This is a genomic window from Mycobacterium kiyosense (genome assembly GCA_021654635.1).
GTDB lineage: Bacteria > Actinomycetota > Actinomycetes > Mycobacteriales > Mycobacteriaceae > Mycobacterium > Mycobacterium kiyosense.
In genome coordinates this window covers 3,663,061-3,678,969 of the sequence record AP025179.1, presented here as the reverse complement: position 1 = coordinate 3,678,969, position 15,909 = coordinate 3,663,061, and the positions used below count along the sequence as shown (strand labels likewise).

At 67.7% G+C, this 15,909-nt stretch carries 11 protein-coding genes and 1 pseudogene; 11 read left to right on the top strand and 1 reads right to left on the bottom strand.

The window, feature by feature from the left end; all coding sequences use genetic code 11:
* Nucleotides 1–132: 132 nt before the first annotated feature.
* Nucleotides 133–1,503: an HNH endonuclease signature motif containing protein gene (locus tag L6444_RS17140; protein ID WP_236976059.1), complete on the top strand. Its 1,371-nt coding sequence runs from the start codon at nucleotides 133–135 to the stop codon at nucleotides 1,501–1,503.
* A gap of 222 nt (nucleotides 1,504–1,725) precedes the next feature.
* Nucleotides 1,726–2,151, top strand: a complete 426-nt coding sequence (locus L6444_RS17135; RefSeq protein WP_236976057.1) for a cellulose-binding domain-containing protein — start codon at nucleotides 1,726–1,728, stop codon at nucleotides 2,149–2,151.
* A gap of 19 nt (nucleotides 2,152–2,170) precedes the next feature.
* Here L6444_RS17135 and L6444_RS17130 read toward each other — a convergent pair whose 3' ends face one another.
* On the bottom strand, nucleotides 2,171–5,149 hold the full coding sequence (locus tag L6444_RS17130) for a hypothetical protein (protein ID WP_236976055.1): 2,979 nt from the start codon (nucleotides 5,147–5,149) through the stop codon (nucleotides 2,171–2,173).
* A gap of 441 nt (nucleotides 5,150–5,590) precedes the next feature.
* Between L6444_RS17130 and pyrR the strand changes: the two genes are divergently transcribed.
* The 9 genes and pseudogenes from pyrR (at nucleotide 5,591) to gmk (ending at nucleotide 15,870) form a co-directional block, all read left to right on the top strand.
* Nucleotides 5,591–6,145, top strand: a complete 555-nt coding sequence (pyrR, locus tag L6444_RS17125) for a bifunctional pyr operon transcriptional regulator/uracil phosphoribosyltransferase PyrR (protein WP_236976053.1) — start codon at nucleotides 5,591–5,593, stop codon at nucleotides 6,143–6,145.
* Nucleotides 6,146–6,251: 106 nt separating this feature from the next.
* Nucleotides 6,252–7,214 (top strand): aspartate carbamoyltransferase catalytic subunit, encoded by a 963-nt coding sequence (locus tag L6444_RS17120; RefSeq protein WP_236976052.1) that lies wholly within the window; start codon nucleotides 6,252–6,254, stop codon nucleotides 7,212–7,214.
* Complete coding sequence (locus L6444_RS17115; protein WP_236976049.1) at nucleotides 7,211–8,515, top strand: dihydroorotase; 1,305 nt, start codon at nucleotides 7,211–7,213, stop codon at nucleotides 8,513–8,515. The genes L6444_RS17120 and L6444_RS17115 overlap by 4 nt, the downstream gene beginning before the upstream one ends.
* Nucleotides 8,512–9,009 (top strand): PH-like domain-containing protein, encoded by a 498-nt coding sequence (locus L6444_RS17110; RefSeq protein ID WP_236976047.1) that lies wholly within the window; start codon nucleotides 8,512–8,514, stop codon nucleotides 9,007–9,009. The genes L6444_RS17115 and L6444_RS17110 overlap by 4 nt, the downstream gene beginning before the upstream one ends.
* 94 nt (nucleotides 9,010–9,103) lie before the next feature.
* Nucleotides 9,104–10,222, top strand: coding sequence for a glutamine-hydrolyzing carbamoyl-phosphate synthase small subunit (gene carA, locus L6444_RS17105; RefSeq protein ID WP_236976045.1), 1,119 nt, complete (start codon nucleotides 9,104–9,106; stop codon nucleotides 10,220–10,222).
* Between the two features lie 85 nt (nucleotides 10,223–10,307).
* Nucleotides 10,308–13,662 (top strand): annotated as a pseudogene (carB, locus tag L6444_RS17100) (carbamoyl-phosphate synthase large subunit).
* Nucleotides 13,659–14,489: an orotidine-5'-phosphate decarboxylase gene (gene pyrF, locus L6444_RS17095; RefSeq protein ID WP_236976043.1), complete on the top strand. Its 831-nt coding sequence runs from the start codon at nucleotides 13,659–13,661 to the stop codon at nucleotides 14,487–14,489. The pseudogene carB and the gene pyrF overlap by 4 nt, the downstream one beginning before the upstream one ends.
* Nucleotides 14,490–14,917: 428 nt before the next feature.
* Nucleotides 14,918–15,232: an integration host factor, actinobacterial type gene (gene mihF, locus L6444_RS17090; protein WP_007171927.1), complete on the top strand. Its 315-nt coding sequence runs from the start codon at nucleotides 14,918–14,920 to the stop codon at nucleotides 15,230–15,232.
* A 44-nt stretch (nucleotides 15,233–15,276) separates the two neighbouring features.
* Nucleotides 15,277–15,870 (top strand): guanylate kinase, encoded by a 594-nt coding sequence (gene gmk, locus L6444_RS17085; RefSeq protein WP_236976040.1) that lies wholly within the window; start codon nucleotides 15,277–15,279, stop codon nucleotides 15,868–15,870.
* Nucleotides 15,871–15,909: the final 39 nt, after the last annotated feature.

Sequence of the window (15,909 nt, the reverse complement as noted above, 5' to 3'; positions counted from 1 at the left end):
CCGTTTTCCAGCTGGTCAGGTGTCTTCGTGCCGAGCGTTCGACTTGAGCACAGTTGGAGTGTTATCCACGGTTTTGGCTTCCGGGCCGCGCTGGGACCGGTTCGACCCGCCGAACAGCGATAGCATTCGAACATGTGTTCGGTTGCTGCTCCGGCCGACGTCGCGGCCCGCTTGGAGGCCCTCGACGCCGCCGTCGCCGCCCTGCGCGAGCTCGACTTCGCCGCGTTGGACCCGGTGCTCCGGCTGCGCGCTTTGGACCAGTTGGAAACCTCGCGCCGGCGTCAGGCGGTGACCAGCCACGACATCGTTCACACGCTCGCCCAGGAGGAAATCTCCAGGCTCGGCGGCGCGCCCCACCAGGTCATCGCCGACTGGTGTCGCCTCAGTTACGCCGAAGCCCGCCGCCGCATCCGCGACGCCGCCCAGCTGGCCCCTCGGGTCACGATGACCGGCGAGCAGTTGCCGCCCGTACTTCCCGCCACCGCCCAGCAGTGGCGCGACGGCATGCTCGATGCTGAACACTTGAAGGTGATTCAGAAGTTCGTCGATGAGCTGCCTCAAGATCTTCCCTCCGACGTCGTCGAAGAAGCCGAGGAAACCTTGGCGTCCCAGGCCAGGCAGCTGCGTCCCGACCAACTCGACAAGCTGGCCAAGCGGATGGCCTGCCACCTCAATCCCGACGGCGAGTTCTCCGAGCACGATCGTGCCCGCAAGCGCGGCTTCACCTGGAAACCGCAAGGCGCCGACGGGATGAGCGAAGGCACCCTGATCGCCACCCCGGAACTGAGGGCCAACCTCGATGCGTGGCTGGCCAAATTCGCCGCACCCGGGATGGCCAATCCCGCCGATACAAACCCATGTGTCGACGCCGAGCCCACCGAGCAGGCCGCCGCCGACACCCGCACCCCCCGCCAACGCCAACACGACGCCCTGAATTACCTGGTGCAGAGCCAACCGGGCGATCCCGCCCTGGGCCAGCACCACGGACTGCCCGTGACCGTCGTGGTCTCCACCACGCTGCGCGAACTCACCGACGCCGCCGGGCACGGCATCACCGCCTCCGGGGTCCAACTGCCCATCCGCGATCTCATCCGGATGAGCCGCAAAGCGTTGCACTACCTCGCCGTTTTCGACGACCACTCCAACCGCCCGCTCTACCTGGGCCGCAGCCGGCGCATCGCCACCGCCGACCAACGGCTGACCCTGTTCGCCGCCGAGCGCGGATGCACCTTCCCCGGCTGCGACGTCCCCGCCGACAAATGCGAGGTCCACCACATCGACGAATGGGCCGCCGGCGGCCGCACCGACGTCGACAGGATGACCCTGACCTGCGGACCCAACCACAAACTGCTCAACCGCGGCTGGACAACCAGCAAACGGCACGATAACCGCACCGCCTGGACACCGCCCTCCCACCTCGACCGCAACCAGCCTCGCACCAACTCCTATCACCATCCGGAACGGATGCTGCGCGACAACGACGACGAACGCGCCGGACCGTGAACACCCCACAACAACACCCCGGCCCCGGAGCACAGCTCTAGGCTGGGTGACCGACCATGCCAGCCGCAGCCAACGGAGGTGCCCACGTGAGATCCAGCCAGACCCGGACACCTCCGGTCAGACACGCGCTAGTCGCATAACGGTTTCAGTTGAGCAAAGCTACTGTGGCTCACCCGCGATGTGAGGGCCGATTTCGCCGGTCCCGCTATAGTGTTGGACCCTATGACCGGACTTCGCCGCTACGAGAAGCGCTGGCGCACAGCGCTTCACGTGGTTTTGTCGGCCTGTGTCGTTGCCCTGCTCGGGATCGGCGCCGCCCCGGCAGCTCACGCGGCCGCGGTCACGGCGACGTTGTCGGTGTCATCGACGTGGCAGACCGGTTTCATCGGGCACTTCACCGTTACCAACGCGAGCATGGCGCCGCTGTCCGACTGGCGGCTCGAGTTCGATATGCCGGTGGGACAGTCGGTTTCGCACACCTGGAACAGCACCATCGCCCAATCTGGTACCCACTTCGTGATCAGCCCGGCGAACTGGAACCGCATCATTGCGCCCGGCGGCACAGCGACCGGTGGTATGCGAGGCGTGCTGACCGGTACTTACTCGCCACCGGTGAACTGCCGGATCAACGGGCAGCCCTGCGGTTAGCCGCGACGCGCATCAAGTGTCAGTCGACACCGTGCAGTGTCGCCGCGCATTGCGTGGCGGCGGTGCCGGCCAACCGCCCGAGTTCGCAGTAGGCGGCGAACTGGCCCTCGGTGAACCACTGATCGGACGTCGGGTCGTGTGGAAACACGGCGTTCTCCTTGGCCGCGGCATAGGTGAGCAACCAGTCCGGACAGTCGCGCCACAGAACAGCCTTGGCGAATATCAAGGTTCCTTTATCGCCCTTCACGCCCGCCACCTTCGGGTAAGTGATCGTTCCTTTCGCGACGAGGCCACGGGTCACCCGGGAGTTCAGGGCCGCCAGTGACGGGTTGTCGGTGAAGTCCCGGCCGGAACCGGGGGCAAGGTTGCCCACCCCGAACTGGCCGTCCTCGTCGAGGATTATGTCTACGCCGAGTTCGTATTTCGCCAGGCGGATCGCGTCACTGAGGCCGCTGAGCAGTGGCGGGGCGTCGCCGCCGCCATCGATGCAATAGATCAACCGGCATCGCCGCCGCAGCGCCTCCACCAGTCCCAGGTTTTCGTAGTGACCACCGTCGGTCACCTGCACGAGCCGTGCGTCTCGGTTGTTGATCCCGAACAACTCGCGGTAGAAGTAACCGGCGCCGCGAATCGTCGGCAACGACTGCGGCCACCATCTCGTGTCCGCGTGGTGATCAGACTTGCCTGCCGCGGCGTGATCGAGGGAATCGCGGAGGTTGGCGACGAAGCGGGGATTGGGCAGCCAGGTTCCCAGCCGGGCACCTGAGACGGCCAAGAGTTTCTGAAAACCCTTGTTCTGCCGGCCCATTGCCGATGCGAACGCGGCCCCACTGATCGCCACCGCTGCCTGCACGGTCATGTCGCGTCGCAGTCGTGGGGTTGCCGCGTGCCAGAGTTCTTCTGTTTTCAGCCAACCCAGCTGCGGCCCGCCAATGTGCTTGGCGCCGAGGACGAATGACACCGCGTTGAGTCCCGGCGCCGGTTTGCCTTCCCCGCTGATCGCGGCAGCCGCGGCGAACACGAACTCCGGTCGCTTGCCAACGGTCACTTCGCCGTAGTCGTGCAGCCACGTCGGTTCCCTGGCCGGATACGGCGCGGCCAACGCCGTGGCGGAACCCCGGGGTACCTCGCGCCGGACGGCAAACGCGCTGGCCAACCGTCGCCGGTAGAAGGGGTGCAGGCTGAGCGACGTCACATCGGCAAAGCCGAGAAAACCTACTGTGAGCACCAGGCCGAGCAGCCACAGCTCCTGGTAGCGGATGCCGCCGATGGCGCCGTGCCGGGGCAGAGTGACCTGGTAAAAGATTCCGGCCGCGAAGCTGCCCAGCACCATCAGCCACACGGCGGCCAGGGCGGCCAGCGTCGCCAGCACGATCAGGATCGCGAAGACGCCGGGTGGAAACAACGACTTCCATCGCCCAGTGCTGGGCGCGGTAGCAGGCAGATTTCCTCTTTTCTTCCACGCGATTGCGACGATCGCGGCGAGGTATTGCAGGCCAACCACCCCGGTGAGAAACCCGGTCGCCTTCTGGGCGGATTGAGCGTGTCCGTCTTTATCGATATCGATCGCCGAGGCACACAGGTGCATCAATTCCGGCATGGCCACGGTGATGGCGAAAATGAGCAGACCGAACATCGCGCATCCGAGTGCCCACCTCGTCATTTTGATGCGCCAGGCCTCACGTTTTTCACTGACGCACTCGATCACCAGTGCGAGCATCGTGAAAACGACTGCGCACGATGCGAAGAATCCGATTGCCCACCACGGGTAGACATGGTTCGTCAGTGCCAGGAAATAATCGTCGGGATAACTGCTCAACTCCTGCGGTTTCAGCGGGTCGCCCACTGGGACGAAGGCGGCGATCGGGAAGCGGGGGTTCGCCAGCAGGTACCCCAGTAAGGATCCGACGATGACCGGGACCGCCAGCAAGGTGACCAACGACGCCAATAGATTCTTCAGCACCTGAGCAAACGCACTCAACAGTGCACTGGGAGAATCGGCGATATAGCTGGAGTGTCGCCGCATGTGGTCGAATTCGGCGGATCCTTCGCCGAATCGCTGGGACAACAGTGACTTACCGGATTCGGCCGGCCGTTCCGAGTCCGGCTGCACCGCAAGTAGCCGCGCCCCCGCGGTGTATCCGCCGCCCGACACCGAGATGATGTAGTCGACAGAGTCCAGCAGCTTTGGCTGCCCCTCGGTATTTCTGGGCGGTCGCTGCGTTTGCGTATCGGCGGCGTCGGCGTCCAGTTCGACGGGATAGTCGGCGCGCGCGAAGACCTGAGTTGCGCCCATCGCGACGCACGCGGACCGAACGCCGCCGCCGGACAGGCAAATCGCTATCGGAAGATCCTTGTCATCCCGATCGCCGTTGTCGGGCTGAGCTGTGGCGCCGGGCACGTGATACGCCTTCGCCCAGGTCGTCTCCGCCGTGGTGAGGGACGCCGGGACGGCGGACTTACCCTCGTCCGCCAGTACCTTGTGCCACCAGTGCGTCTCTTTGCCCAGCCGTGTCCGAAGCCACGCCCAACCCCAGCGCAGCAGCGCGCCGCAGGCGCCGGGCACACTGAGCACAGCGAGCAGGGCGGCGCACCATTTGATCGTTGCCGCAGCCGCAGCGGCCGTGGCCAGGGCCGTTCGCTCGGGCCAGGTGTAGGTCGAGAGGTACAGCAGCACGTCCTCGGTCGCGTCGGCGACAAGTGTCACCAACACTGCCGCGCGCGCATAGTTCGCAAAGGCGCGGCCGGTGCTCGAGATGGCGAACGCACGGAGCAGCACCACAAATGCGCCGAGCACCAGACCGTAGCCGGCGATGAACCCGATATCTGCGAACAAGGCGTCGTCGAGACCGGCGGGCACCGGATTTCTGTCGCCGAAGGTATAGCGTTCCAGCCCCGCAGGCGAGGCTTCCTTTCGGCATATAACCAGTAATGCAGCGCCCACGATCGTCACCAGCGGGGTGCTGCGCAGCAATAGCCGCTGCGTCGACGGCGTCATCCGGCAACTTCGCCGGTAGTGGCGGATGGCTGGCTTTCCTCCGATGGAGCACTCGACATCGCCCACCCCCGCGGCTTTGCTAGTTGTGTCAGGAAATCGTATGCCCCGCGAGTTCGGACGTCGATACTCGAAATCTGATGGCGAAAACGGTGCGCAACAGGCTCGAGATTTGTTGGAAGGCAGTGCCTTCCACGCCGGATGCGAGCGGAGTCCACGGCGGGCGCCGCGGTCGCGAAGCCCGCGCCTCGCCCGCTGATCTGCTGTGGCGCATGTGACTGCTGCGACGAAAGCGGTTGCCGTGGAACACCGATGGACGTGCATATGCATCGGAGCCCGCACGTGCCGTGCCCGTGCTCCGGGCGTGCCCATGCTAGGCTGCCCCGCAGTCGACATCCTTTAACGGACCGTCCAGAGAGGCGGAGAAGGAGGTCAAGCGCTCGCATGTGTGCTGCCCGGGAATCGCGAGAGTTGATGTCAGCGGCCGACGTCGGTCGCACCATCTCTCGCATGGCGCATCAGATCATCGAGAAGACCGCCCTGGACAATCCTGATTCGACGCGGGTGGTGTTGCTCGGCATCCCGACCCGTGGTGTCACTTTGGCCAATCGGCTGGCCGCCAACATCGCCGAATACAGCGGCGTCGACGTCGGCCACGGCTCCCTGGACATCACGCTCTACCGCGACGACCTGATGATCAAGCCGCCGCGACCGCTGGAAGCGACTTCGATCCCGGCCGGCGGCATCGACGATGCGCTGGTGATCCTGGTCGACGACGTGCTGTATTCCGGGCGCTCCACCCGCTCGGCCCTGGACGCGCTGCGCGACGTGGGCCGCCCCCGCGCCGTGCAGCTTGCGGTCCTGGTCGACCGCGGCCACCGCGAACTTCCGGTTCGGGCCGACTACGTCGGCAAGAACGTGCCTACTTCACGCAGCGAGAGCGTGCACGTGCAATTCAGCGAGCACGACGGCAAAGACGGGGTGGTGATAACCCGATGACGCCCGCGCCGGTGACGATGCAGAGCGAAGCGATGAGGAGGAGCGGCGCCAATGACGGCCGCGCCGGTGACGATGCAGAGCGAAGCGATGAGGAGGAGCGGCGCCGATGAGTCCTAGGCATCTGTTGGCCGCCGGCGACTTGAGCCGCGACGAGGCGACCGCCATCCTCGACGACGCCGACCGGTTCGCCCAAGCGCTGGTCGGCCGCGACGTCAAGAAGCTGCCGACGCTGCGCGGACGCACCGTGATCACCATGTTCTACGAAAACTCCACCCGTACCAGGGTGTCCTTCGAGGTCGCCGGCAAATGGATGAGTGCCGACGTGGTGAACGTCAGCGCGTCCGGTTCCTCGGTGGGCAAGGGTGAGTCGTTGCGCGACACCGCGCTGACGCTGCGGGCGGCCGGCGCCGACGCGCTGATCATCCGTCACCCGGCCTCCGGTGCCGCGCAGCTGCTGGCGGATTGGACGGCCGGTGCCCGCGACCCGGCCAGTTCGGGGGGCCCCTCGGTGATCAACGCCGGCGACGGCACCCACGAGCACCCCACCCAGGCGCTGCTGGACGCTCTGACCATCCGGCAGCGTCTCGGCGGCATCGAAGGCCGCCGCATCGTGATCGTGGGCGACATCCTGCACAGCCGGGTGGCGCGCTCCAACGTGATGCTGTTGCACACGCTGGGCGCGGAGGTGGTCTTGGTGGCGCCGCCGACCCTGTTGCCGCGCGGCCTCGAAAGCTGGCCGGTCACGGTGTCCCACGACTTCGACGCCGAACTGCCCGCCGCCGACGGCGTGTTGATGTTGCGGGTGCAGGCCGAGCGGATGAACGGCGGCTTCTTCCCCTCCACCCGGGAGTACTCGACCCTGTACGGGTTGTCGGCCCGCCGCCAGGCGCTGCTGCCCGGCCACGCCGTGGTGCTGCACCCGGGTCCGATGCTGCGCGGCATGGAGATTTCTTCGTCCGTGGCCGATTCGTCGCAATCGGCTGTGCTGCAACAGGTTTCCAATGGGGTGCATGTGCGGATGGCGGTGCTGTTCCATGTGCTGGTGGGTGCGGAAGAGGTCGCGGCATGAGTGTGCTGATCCGAGGCGTCCGGCTCTACGGAGAGGGTGATCCGGTCGACGTCCTGGTCGACGATGCGCAGATCGCCGAAATCGGTACGGGACTCGCAGAGTCCGGAGGACTCGACAGGGCCTCAGTCGTCATCGACGCTACCGGCCAGATCCTGCTGCCGGGCTTCGTGGACCTGCACACCCACTTGCGCGAACCGGGCCGCGAATACGCCGAGGACATCGAAACCGGTTCGGCGGCAGCCGCTCTGGGTGGCTACACGGCGGTGTTCGCGATGGCCAATACCGACCCGGTGGCCGACAGCCCGGTGGTCACCGATCACGTCTGGCATCGCGGCCAGCAGGTCGGCCTGGTCGACGTGCACCCGGTCGGCGCGGTCACCGTCGGACTGGCCGGCAAGGAACTCACCGAGATGGGGATGATGGCCGCGGGCGCGGCGCAGGTGCGGATGTTCTCCGACGACGGCATCTGCGTGCACGACCCGCTGGTGATGCGCCGCGCGCTGGAATACGCCACCGGCCTCGGTGTGCTGATCGCCCAGCACGCCGAAGAACCCCGGCTGACCGTCGGCGCCGTCGCCCACGAAGGGCCGGCGGCCGCCCGGCTGGGACTGGCCGGCTGGCCGCGGGCGGCCGAGGACTCCATCGTCGCCCGGGACGCCATCCTGGCGCGCGACGCCGGTGCCCGCGTGCACATCTGCCACGCTTCCACCGCGGGCACCGTCGAGATACTGAAATGGGCTAAGGGGCAAGGTATTTCGATCACCGCCGAGGTCACCCCGCACCATCTGCTGCTTGACGACAGCCGCCTGGCCGGTTACGACGGGCGCAACCGGGTCAACCCGCCGCTGCGCGAAGCCTCCGACGCGGTCGCGCTGCGCCAGGCGCTGGCGGACGGGATCATCGACTGCGTGGCAACCGACCATGCCCCACACGCCGAGCACGAGAAGTGCGTCGAATTCTCCGCAGCGCGCCCCGGCATGCTCGGCCTGCAGACCGCGTTGTCGGTAGTGGTGGCCACCATGGTGCAGCCCGGCCTGTTGAACTGGCGCGATGTGGCGCGAGTGATGAGCGAGAACCCGGCGCGCATCGTCGGCCTGCCCGACCAGGGCCGCCCGCTGCAGGTGGGGGAACCGGCCAACCTCACCGTGGTCGATCCCGAGGCCAGTTGGACGGTCGCCGGCGACGAACTGGCCAGCCGCTCGGCCAACACTCCCTACGAGTCGATGACATTGCCGGCCGCCGTGACGGCGACGCTGCTGCGCGGGAAGGTGACTGCGCGGGATGGGAAGTGTCCGGCATGAACTCCGGCACTCTGGTGGGCACGCTGATCTTCGCGGCGGTGCTGGTGGTGGTGCTGGCCGTAGTGATCCAGCTGATGATGCGCGGCTGGCGGCGCCGCGCCGAACGGCAGGTGGAGCTGATCGGCGACCTGCCCCCCCTGCCCGACGAAGTGGGCGCCGCCTCGATCACCACCCCGGGTCTGTATGTGGGGTGCACGTTGTCGCCGGCCTGGAACGACCGGGTGGCGGTCGGCGACCTCGGGTACCGCAGCAAGGCGGTGTTGACCCGTTACCCCGGCGGGATTTTGGTGGAACGCATTGGCGGGCAACCGATTTGGATCCCGAAGGAATCGATAGTGGACATCCGGACCGAGCGCGGGGTCGCCGGCAAGGTGGCGGCCCGCAGCGGGCTGCTGGCAATCCGGTGGCGGCTGCCGTCGGGCACCGTGATCGACACCGGGTTCCGGGCGAACAACCGCGACGAGTACGCCAAATGGCTGCAGGAGGGCGCATGACCCGCGGGCCACGCGCGCGAATGCAGCCACACGGTGAAATTCTCGCCCAGAAATCGCAGCCAGGTCCCACTCGCGGGCAAGAAAGGAGTGGCGGATGACGAAGGCGCAACTGGTGCTCGAGGACGGCCGGATCTTCACCGGCACCGCGTTCGGAGCAATCGGACAGACGCTGGGGGAGGCGGTGTTCAGCACCGGCATGTCCGGCTATCAGGAAACGCTGACCGACCCCAGCTACCACCGCCAGATCGTCGTGGCCACCGCCCCGCAGATCGGCAACACCGGCTGGAACGACGAGGACGGCGAGAGTCGCGGCGACAAGATCTGGGTCGCCGGCTACGCGGTGCGCGACCCGTCGCCGCGGGCGTCCAACTGGCGGGCCACGGGCACCCTCGAGGCCGAACTGGTGCGTCAGCGCGTCGTCGGGATCGCCGCCATCGACACTCGGGCGGTGGTGCGTCACCTGCGCAGCCGCGGCTCGATGAAAGCCGGTGTGTTCTCCGGCGCGGCGCTGGCCGACCCCGAGGAACTTCTCCAGCGGGTGCGCGCGCAGCGGCCGATGCTGGGTGCCGACCTGGCCAACGAGGTCAGCACACCCGAAATCTACACAGTCGAACCCGAAGGTGCGCAGCGGTTTAACGTCGTCGCCCTGGATCTCGGCATCAAGACGAACACGCCGCGCAATTTCGCCCGCCGCGGAATACGTAGCCACGTGCTGCCCGCGTCGGCGACCTTCGCCCAGATCGCCGACCTCAAGCCCGACGGTGTCTTCCTGTCCAACGGACCCGGCGACCCGGCCACCGCCGACCACACCGTGGCGCTCACCCGCGAAGTGCTCGAAGCCGGAATCCCGTTGTTCGGAATCTGTTTCGGTAACCAGATCTTGGGCCGGGCGCTGGGGCTGGGCACCTACAAGATGGTGTTCGGCCACCGCGGGATCAACATCCCGGTGATCGACCACGCCACCGGCCGGGTCGCGGTGACCGCGCAGAACCACGGCTTCGCGCTGGAGGGGGAGGCGGGTCAAACCTTCGACACCCCGTTCGGCCCGGCCGTGGTGAGCCACACCTGCGCCAACGACGGCGTGGTCGAAGGCGTCAAACTCATTGATGGACGGGCTTTTTCGGTGCAGTACCACCCCGAGTCCGCCGCCGGGCCGCACGATGCGGAATATCTGTTCGACCAGTTCGTCGACTTGATGGAGGGACGCCAATGAGCTCGAGCGCGCCCGAATGTACGCCGGCACGCCGTAATCGGTGTGCATATGGGGCCGCTCGCGGCGTCCGGGAAGGAAACAGCTAGTGCCGAGGCGCACTGACCTCAACCATGTGCTGGTGATCGGCTCCGGCCCGATCGTCATCGGCCAGGCCTGCGAGTTCGACTACTCCGGCACCCAGGCCTGCCGGGTGCTGCGGGCCGAAGGGCTGCAGGTCAGCCTGGTCAACTCCAACCCGGCCACCATCATGACCGACCCCGAGTTCGCCGACCACACCTACGTCGAGCCCATCACCCCGGCGTTCGTCGAGAAGGTCATCGCCCAGCAGGCCGAGCGCGGGGAACAAGATCGACGCCCTGCTGGCCACCCTGGGTGGGCAGACCGCGCTGAACACCGCGGTCGCGCTCTACGAGAACGGCGCCCTGGAGAAGTACGGTGTCGAGCTGATCGGCGCCGACTTCGAGGCCATCCAGCGCGGCGAGGACCGGCAGCGGTTCAAGGACATCGTCACCAAGGTCGGTGGCGAATCCGCGCGCAGCCGAGTGTGTTTCACCATGGACGAAGTCCGCGAGACGGTTGACGAGCTGGGCCTGCCGGTGGTGGTACGGCCCAGTTTCACGATGGGCGGGCTGGGTTCGGGCATGGCCCGATCCGTCGACGAGGTGGAGCGGATGGCCGGGGCCGGGCTGGCCGCCAGCCCCAGCGCCAACGTGCTGATCGAGGAGTCGATCTACGGCTGGAAGGAATTCGAGCTCGAGCTGATGCGCGACGGCAACGACAACGTCGTGGTGGTGTGCTCGATCGAGAACGTCGACCCGATGGGCGTGCACACCGGCGACTCGGTCACCGTCGCGCCGGCGATGACGCTGACCGACCGCGAGTACCAGAAAATGCGCGACCTGGGCATCGCCATCCTGCGCGAGGTCGGGGTGGACACCGGCGGCTGCAACATCCAGTTCGCCGTCAACCCCGACGACGGACGGCTCATCGTCATCGAGATGAACCCGCGGGTGTCGCGGTCCAGTGCGCTGGCGTCCAAGGCCACCGGTTTCCCGATCGCCAAGATCGCCGCCAAGCTGGCCATCGGCTACACCCTGGACGAGATCGTCAACGACATCACCAAGGAAACCCCGGCCTGCTTCGAACCGACGCTGGACTACGTGGTCGTCAAGGCCCCCCGCTTCGCGTTCGAGAAGTTCCCCGGCGCCGACCCCACCCTGACCACCACGATGAAATCCGTCGGTGAGGCGATGTCGTTGGGCCGCAACTTCGTCGAGGCCCTCGGCAAGGTGATGCGGTCGCTGGAGGCCACCCGCGCCGGGTTCTGGACCAAGCCGGACACCGAAGGCTCGCTGGAAGACGCGCTGACCCGGCTGCAGACCCCCACCGAGGGGCGCCTCTACGACATCGAATTGGCGCTGCGCCTGGGCGGTTCGGTGGAGCAGGTGGCTAAGGCCAGCGGTGTCGACCCGTGGTTCGTGGCCCAGATCGACGAGCTGGTGGCGTTGCGCGCCGAGCTCGTCGACGCGCCGGTGCTGGACGCCGACCTGCTGCGCCACGCCAAGCACAGCGGGCTGTCGGATCGTCAGATCGCCTCGCTGCGACCGGAATTGGCCGGCGAGGACGGGGTGCGCTCGCTGCGCGCGCGGCTGAACATCCACCCGGTGTACAAGACCGTCGACACCTGCGCCGCCGAGTTCGAGGCCAAGACGCCCTATCACTACAGCAGCTACGAACTCGACCCGTCAGCCGAGACCGAGGTCGCCCCGCAGACCGACAAGCCCAAGGTCCTGATCCTGGGCTCGGGCCCGAACCGGATCGGGCAGGGCATCGAGTTCGACTACAGCTGCGTGCATGCGGCAACCACGTTGAGCCAGGCCGGTTTCGAGACCGTGATGGTCAACTGCAACCCGGAGACGGTGTCCACCGACTACGACACCGCGGACCGGCTGTACTTCGAGCCGCTGACGTTCGAGGACGTCCTGGAGGTGTTCCACGCCGAGGAGCAGTCCGGCGCGGGGGGCCCCGGCGTCGCGGGTGTCATCGTGCAACTCGGCGGCCAGACCCCGCTGGGGCTGGCGCAGCGGCTCGCCGACGCCGGCGTTCCGATCGTCGGCACCCAACCGGCGGCCATCGACCTGGCCGAGGACCGCGGCGCGTTTGGCGACGTGCTCACCGCCGCCGGTCTGCCCGCGCCCAAGTACGGCACTGCGACCACCTTCGACCAGGCCCGCCGGATCGCCGCCGACATCGGCTATCCGGTGCTGGTGCGGCCGTCCTACGTGCTGGGCGGCCGCGGCATGGAGATCGTCTACGACGAGGAGACCCTGCGCGGCTACATCACCCGCGCCACCGAGCTCTCACCCGAGCACCCGGTGCTCGTCGACCGCTTCCTGGAGGACGCGGTCGAGATCGACGTCGACGCGCTCTGCGACGGCACCGAGGTCTACATCGGCGGGATCATGGAGCACATCGAAGAGGCCGGCATCCACTCCGGAGACTCGGCCTGCGCGTTGCCGCCGGTCACCCTGGGCCGCAGCGACGTCGAGAAGGTCCGCCAGGCGACCGAGGCGATCGCGCACGGCATCGGCGTGGTCGGCCTGCTCAACGTGCAGTATGCGCTCAAGGACGACGTGCTCTACGTGTTGGAGGCCAACCCCAGGGCGAGCCGGACGGTGCCCTTCGTATCCAAGGCCACCGCCGTGCCGCTGGCCAAGGCCTGCGCCCGGGTCATGCTGGGCGCCAGCATTGCCCAGCTGCGCCGGGAGGGAATGCTGGCCGAGTCCGGGGACGGCGCCAGCGCGGCGCCCTACGCCCCAATCGCGGTCAAGGAAGCGGTGTTGCCGTTCAACCGCTTCCGTCGCGCCGACGGCGCGGCCATCGACTCGCTGCTGGGTCCGGAGATGAAGTCGACGGGCGAGGTGATGGGCATCGACCGCGACTTCGGGACCGCGTTCGCCAAGAGTCAAACCGCCGCGTACGGCTCGCTGCCGGCGCAGGGCACGGTGTTCGTCTCGGTCGCCAACCGGGACAAGCGCTCCCTGGTGTTCCCGGTGAAACGACTGGCGGACTTGGGTTTCCGTGTTCTGGCCACCGAAGGCACCGCGGAAATGTTGCGCCGCAACGGAATTCCGTGCGACGAAGTGCGAAAGCATTTCGAGTCTCCGCAGCAGGGCCGCCCGGCGATGTCGGCCATCGACGCGATCCGCGCCGGTGACGTCGACATGGTGATCAATACGCCGTTCGGCAACTCCGGCCCGCGCATCGACGGCTATGAGATCCGCTCGGCGGCGGTGGCCGTCAACATCCCGTGCATTACGACGGTCCAGGGCGCCTCGGCGGCCGTGCAGGGCATCGAGGCGGGAATTCGCGGCGACATCGGGGTGCTGTCCCTGCAGGAGCTGCACCGCAACCTCGGCGCCCGGAACGGCGGCCAGTGAGCAGCTTCGGGGTCCGGCTGGCTGCGGCCAAAGCGCAGTCCGGGCCGTTGTGTCTGGGTATCGATCCGCATCCGGAGTTGCTGCGGGCCTGGGAGCTGCCGGCCACCGCCGACGGGCTGGCAGCGTTCTGCGACGTGTGCGTGCAGGCTTACGAAGGCTTCGCGGTGGTCAAGCCGCAGGTGGCGTTCTTCGAGGCCTACGGCTCAGCGGGCTTCGCGGTGCTCGAACGCACCATCGCCGCCCTGCGGGCCGCCGGCGTGCTGGTGCTGGCCGACGCCAAGCGGGGTGACATCGGGACCACGATGGCCGCCTACGCCGCGGCCTGGGCCGGTGATTCGCCGCTGTCCGCCGACGCGGTGACGGCCTCGCCCTATCTGGGGTTCGGCTCGCTGCGCCCGTTGATCGAGGTCGCCACGGCCAACGACCGCGGGGTGTTCGTGCTCGCCACCACCTCCAACCCGGAGGGTGCGACCGTCCAGCGCGCCGACGTCGGCGGCCGCACGGTGGCGCAGATGATCGTCGACCACGTCGCGGCGGCCAATCAGTCGGCGACCGGCGGGACACAGCCCGGATCGTTCGGCGTGGTGGTCGGTGCGACGGCGCTCGAACCGCCGGACCTGAGCGCACTGGGCGGGCCGGTACTGGTGCCCGGCGTCGGCGCCCAGGGCGGCCGTGCCGAGGCCCTGGCGGGGCTGGGCGGCGCCGAGTCGCACCAACTGTTGCCCGCGGTCTCCCGGGAGGTGCTGCGGGCCGGGCCGGCCGTGGCGGACGTGCGGGCGGCCGCCGAACGCATGCGCGATGCGGTCGCCTACCTCGCGCAGCGCTGAGCTTCGCCCGGACGACCATGGTCGCGCGACACGCGCGGCGTCGCACCAAAATGCGTGATTCGTGGCACCGGGCTGCCGCGTCGCTTCGCCGCCGGCCGAGGTGCCGGCGGGCCACGCTGGCCGGCGAAGTCCACCGCACCGGCTGAAACTGCAGGTCAAGACCGAAATTCGGCGACCGATACCGGGTTCGGCGAGGTCATCGCGACGGGCCGCCCGTCGCACCCGGCCCGCGGTCTGGACGCCGACGGGCGGGGCGCTCGGGCGTGTCGGCGAGGGACCCGAGCTGGACAAATGACCGCCAAACCGGGGGGTCGGGTTAGATTTCGTCAGACAGCGTGAGTACGGTCGTCTGCGCTGGCTGAAGTACCCGGCCGAGACAAAGTAGATCGACAGATATCCCCAAGATATCGATGAGAGACGGAGGAATCGTGGCCCTTCCCCAGTTGACCGACGAGCAGCGCGCGGCAGCGTTGGAGAAGGCTGCTGCCGCACGTCGAGCGCGAGCAGAGCTCAAGGATCGGCTCAAGCGCGGCGGCACCAACCTCACCCAGGTACTCAAGGACGCCGAGACGGACGAAGTCCTGGGCAAGATGAAGGTGTCTGCGCTGCTGGAGGCCTTGCCGAAGGTGGGCAAGGTCAAGGCGCAGGAAATCATGACCGAGCTGGAGATCGCCCCGACCCGCCGCCTGCGCGGCCTCGGCGACCGTCAGCGCAAGGCCCTGTTGGAGAAGTTCGGCTCGTAGTCGAGTCGAACGAACGACGTCGGTTCACCGACCGGGGAGCGCCGGTGAGCGCTGGCGGGGGACCGGACGCAGGACGCGTGGTCGTGCTGTCCGGTCCCTCCGCGGTCGGCAAGTCGACAGTGGTTCGGTGTCTGCGCGAGCGGATCCCGGACCTGCATTTCAGCGTCTCGGCCACGACGCGGGCACCGCGGCCGGGCGAGGTCGACGGCGTCGACTACCACTTCGTCAGCCCCGCTGAATTCCAGCGCCTCATCGACGAGGGCGAACTGCTGGAATGGGCAGAGATCCACGGTGGTTTGCACCGGTCCGGCACCCTCGCCCAGCCGGTCCGGGCGGCGACCGCGGCCGGCTATCCGGTGTTGATCGAGGTCGACCTGGCCGGTGCCCGGGCCGTCAAGAAGGCGATGCCCGAGGCGCTCACGGTGTTCCTGGCGCCGCCCAGCTGGGCGGATTTGGAGGCCAGGCTGGTAGGCCGGGGCACCGAAACCGCCGACGTCATCGCCCGCCGGCTGGCCACCGCGCGCATCGAATTGGCCGCTCAGGATGACTTCGACGTCGTGGTGGTGAACAGTCGATTAGAGTCTGCGTGCGCCGAATTGGTATCCTTGCTGGTGGATTCTGCCCCTGGCCCTGCGTAAAGCAGCACAGACACAGCGCACGCCAGCGGAGACCTACCG

Coding starts and splice junctions, on each gene's coding strand:
- L6444_RS17110 (WP_236976047.1), top strand. CDS start 8,512: ATGAACTCCGGCACTCTGGTGGGCACGCTGATCTTCGCGGCGGTGCTG.
- L6444_RS17115 (WP_236976049.1), top strand. CDS start 7,211: ATGAGTGTGCTGATCCGAGGCGTCCGGCTCTACGGAGAGGGTGATCCG.
- pyrR (WP_236976053.1), top strand. CDS start 5,591: ATGTGTGCTGCCCGGGAATCGCGAGAGTTGATGTCAGCGGCCGACGTC.
- L6444_RS17140 (WP_236976059.1), top strand. CDS start 133: ATGTGTTCGGTTGCTGCTCCGGCCGACGTCGCGGCCCGCTTGGAGGCC.
- L6444_RS17130 (WP_236976055.1), bottom strand. CDS start 5,149: ATGACGCCGTCGACGCAGCGGCTATTGCTGCGCAGCACCCCGCTGGTG.
- L6444_RS17120 (WP_236976052.1), top strand. CDS start 6,252: ATGAGTCCTAGGCATCTGTTGGCCGCCGGCGACTTGAGCCGCGACGAG.
- L6444_RS17135 (WP_236976057.1), top strand. CDS start 1,726: ATGACCGGACTTCGCCGCTACGAGAAGCGCTGGCGCACAGCGCTTCAC.
- carA (WP_236976045.1), top strand. CDS start 9,104: ATGACGAAGGCGCAACTGGTGCTCGAGGACGGCCGGATCTTCACCGGC.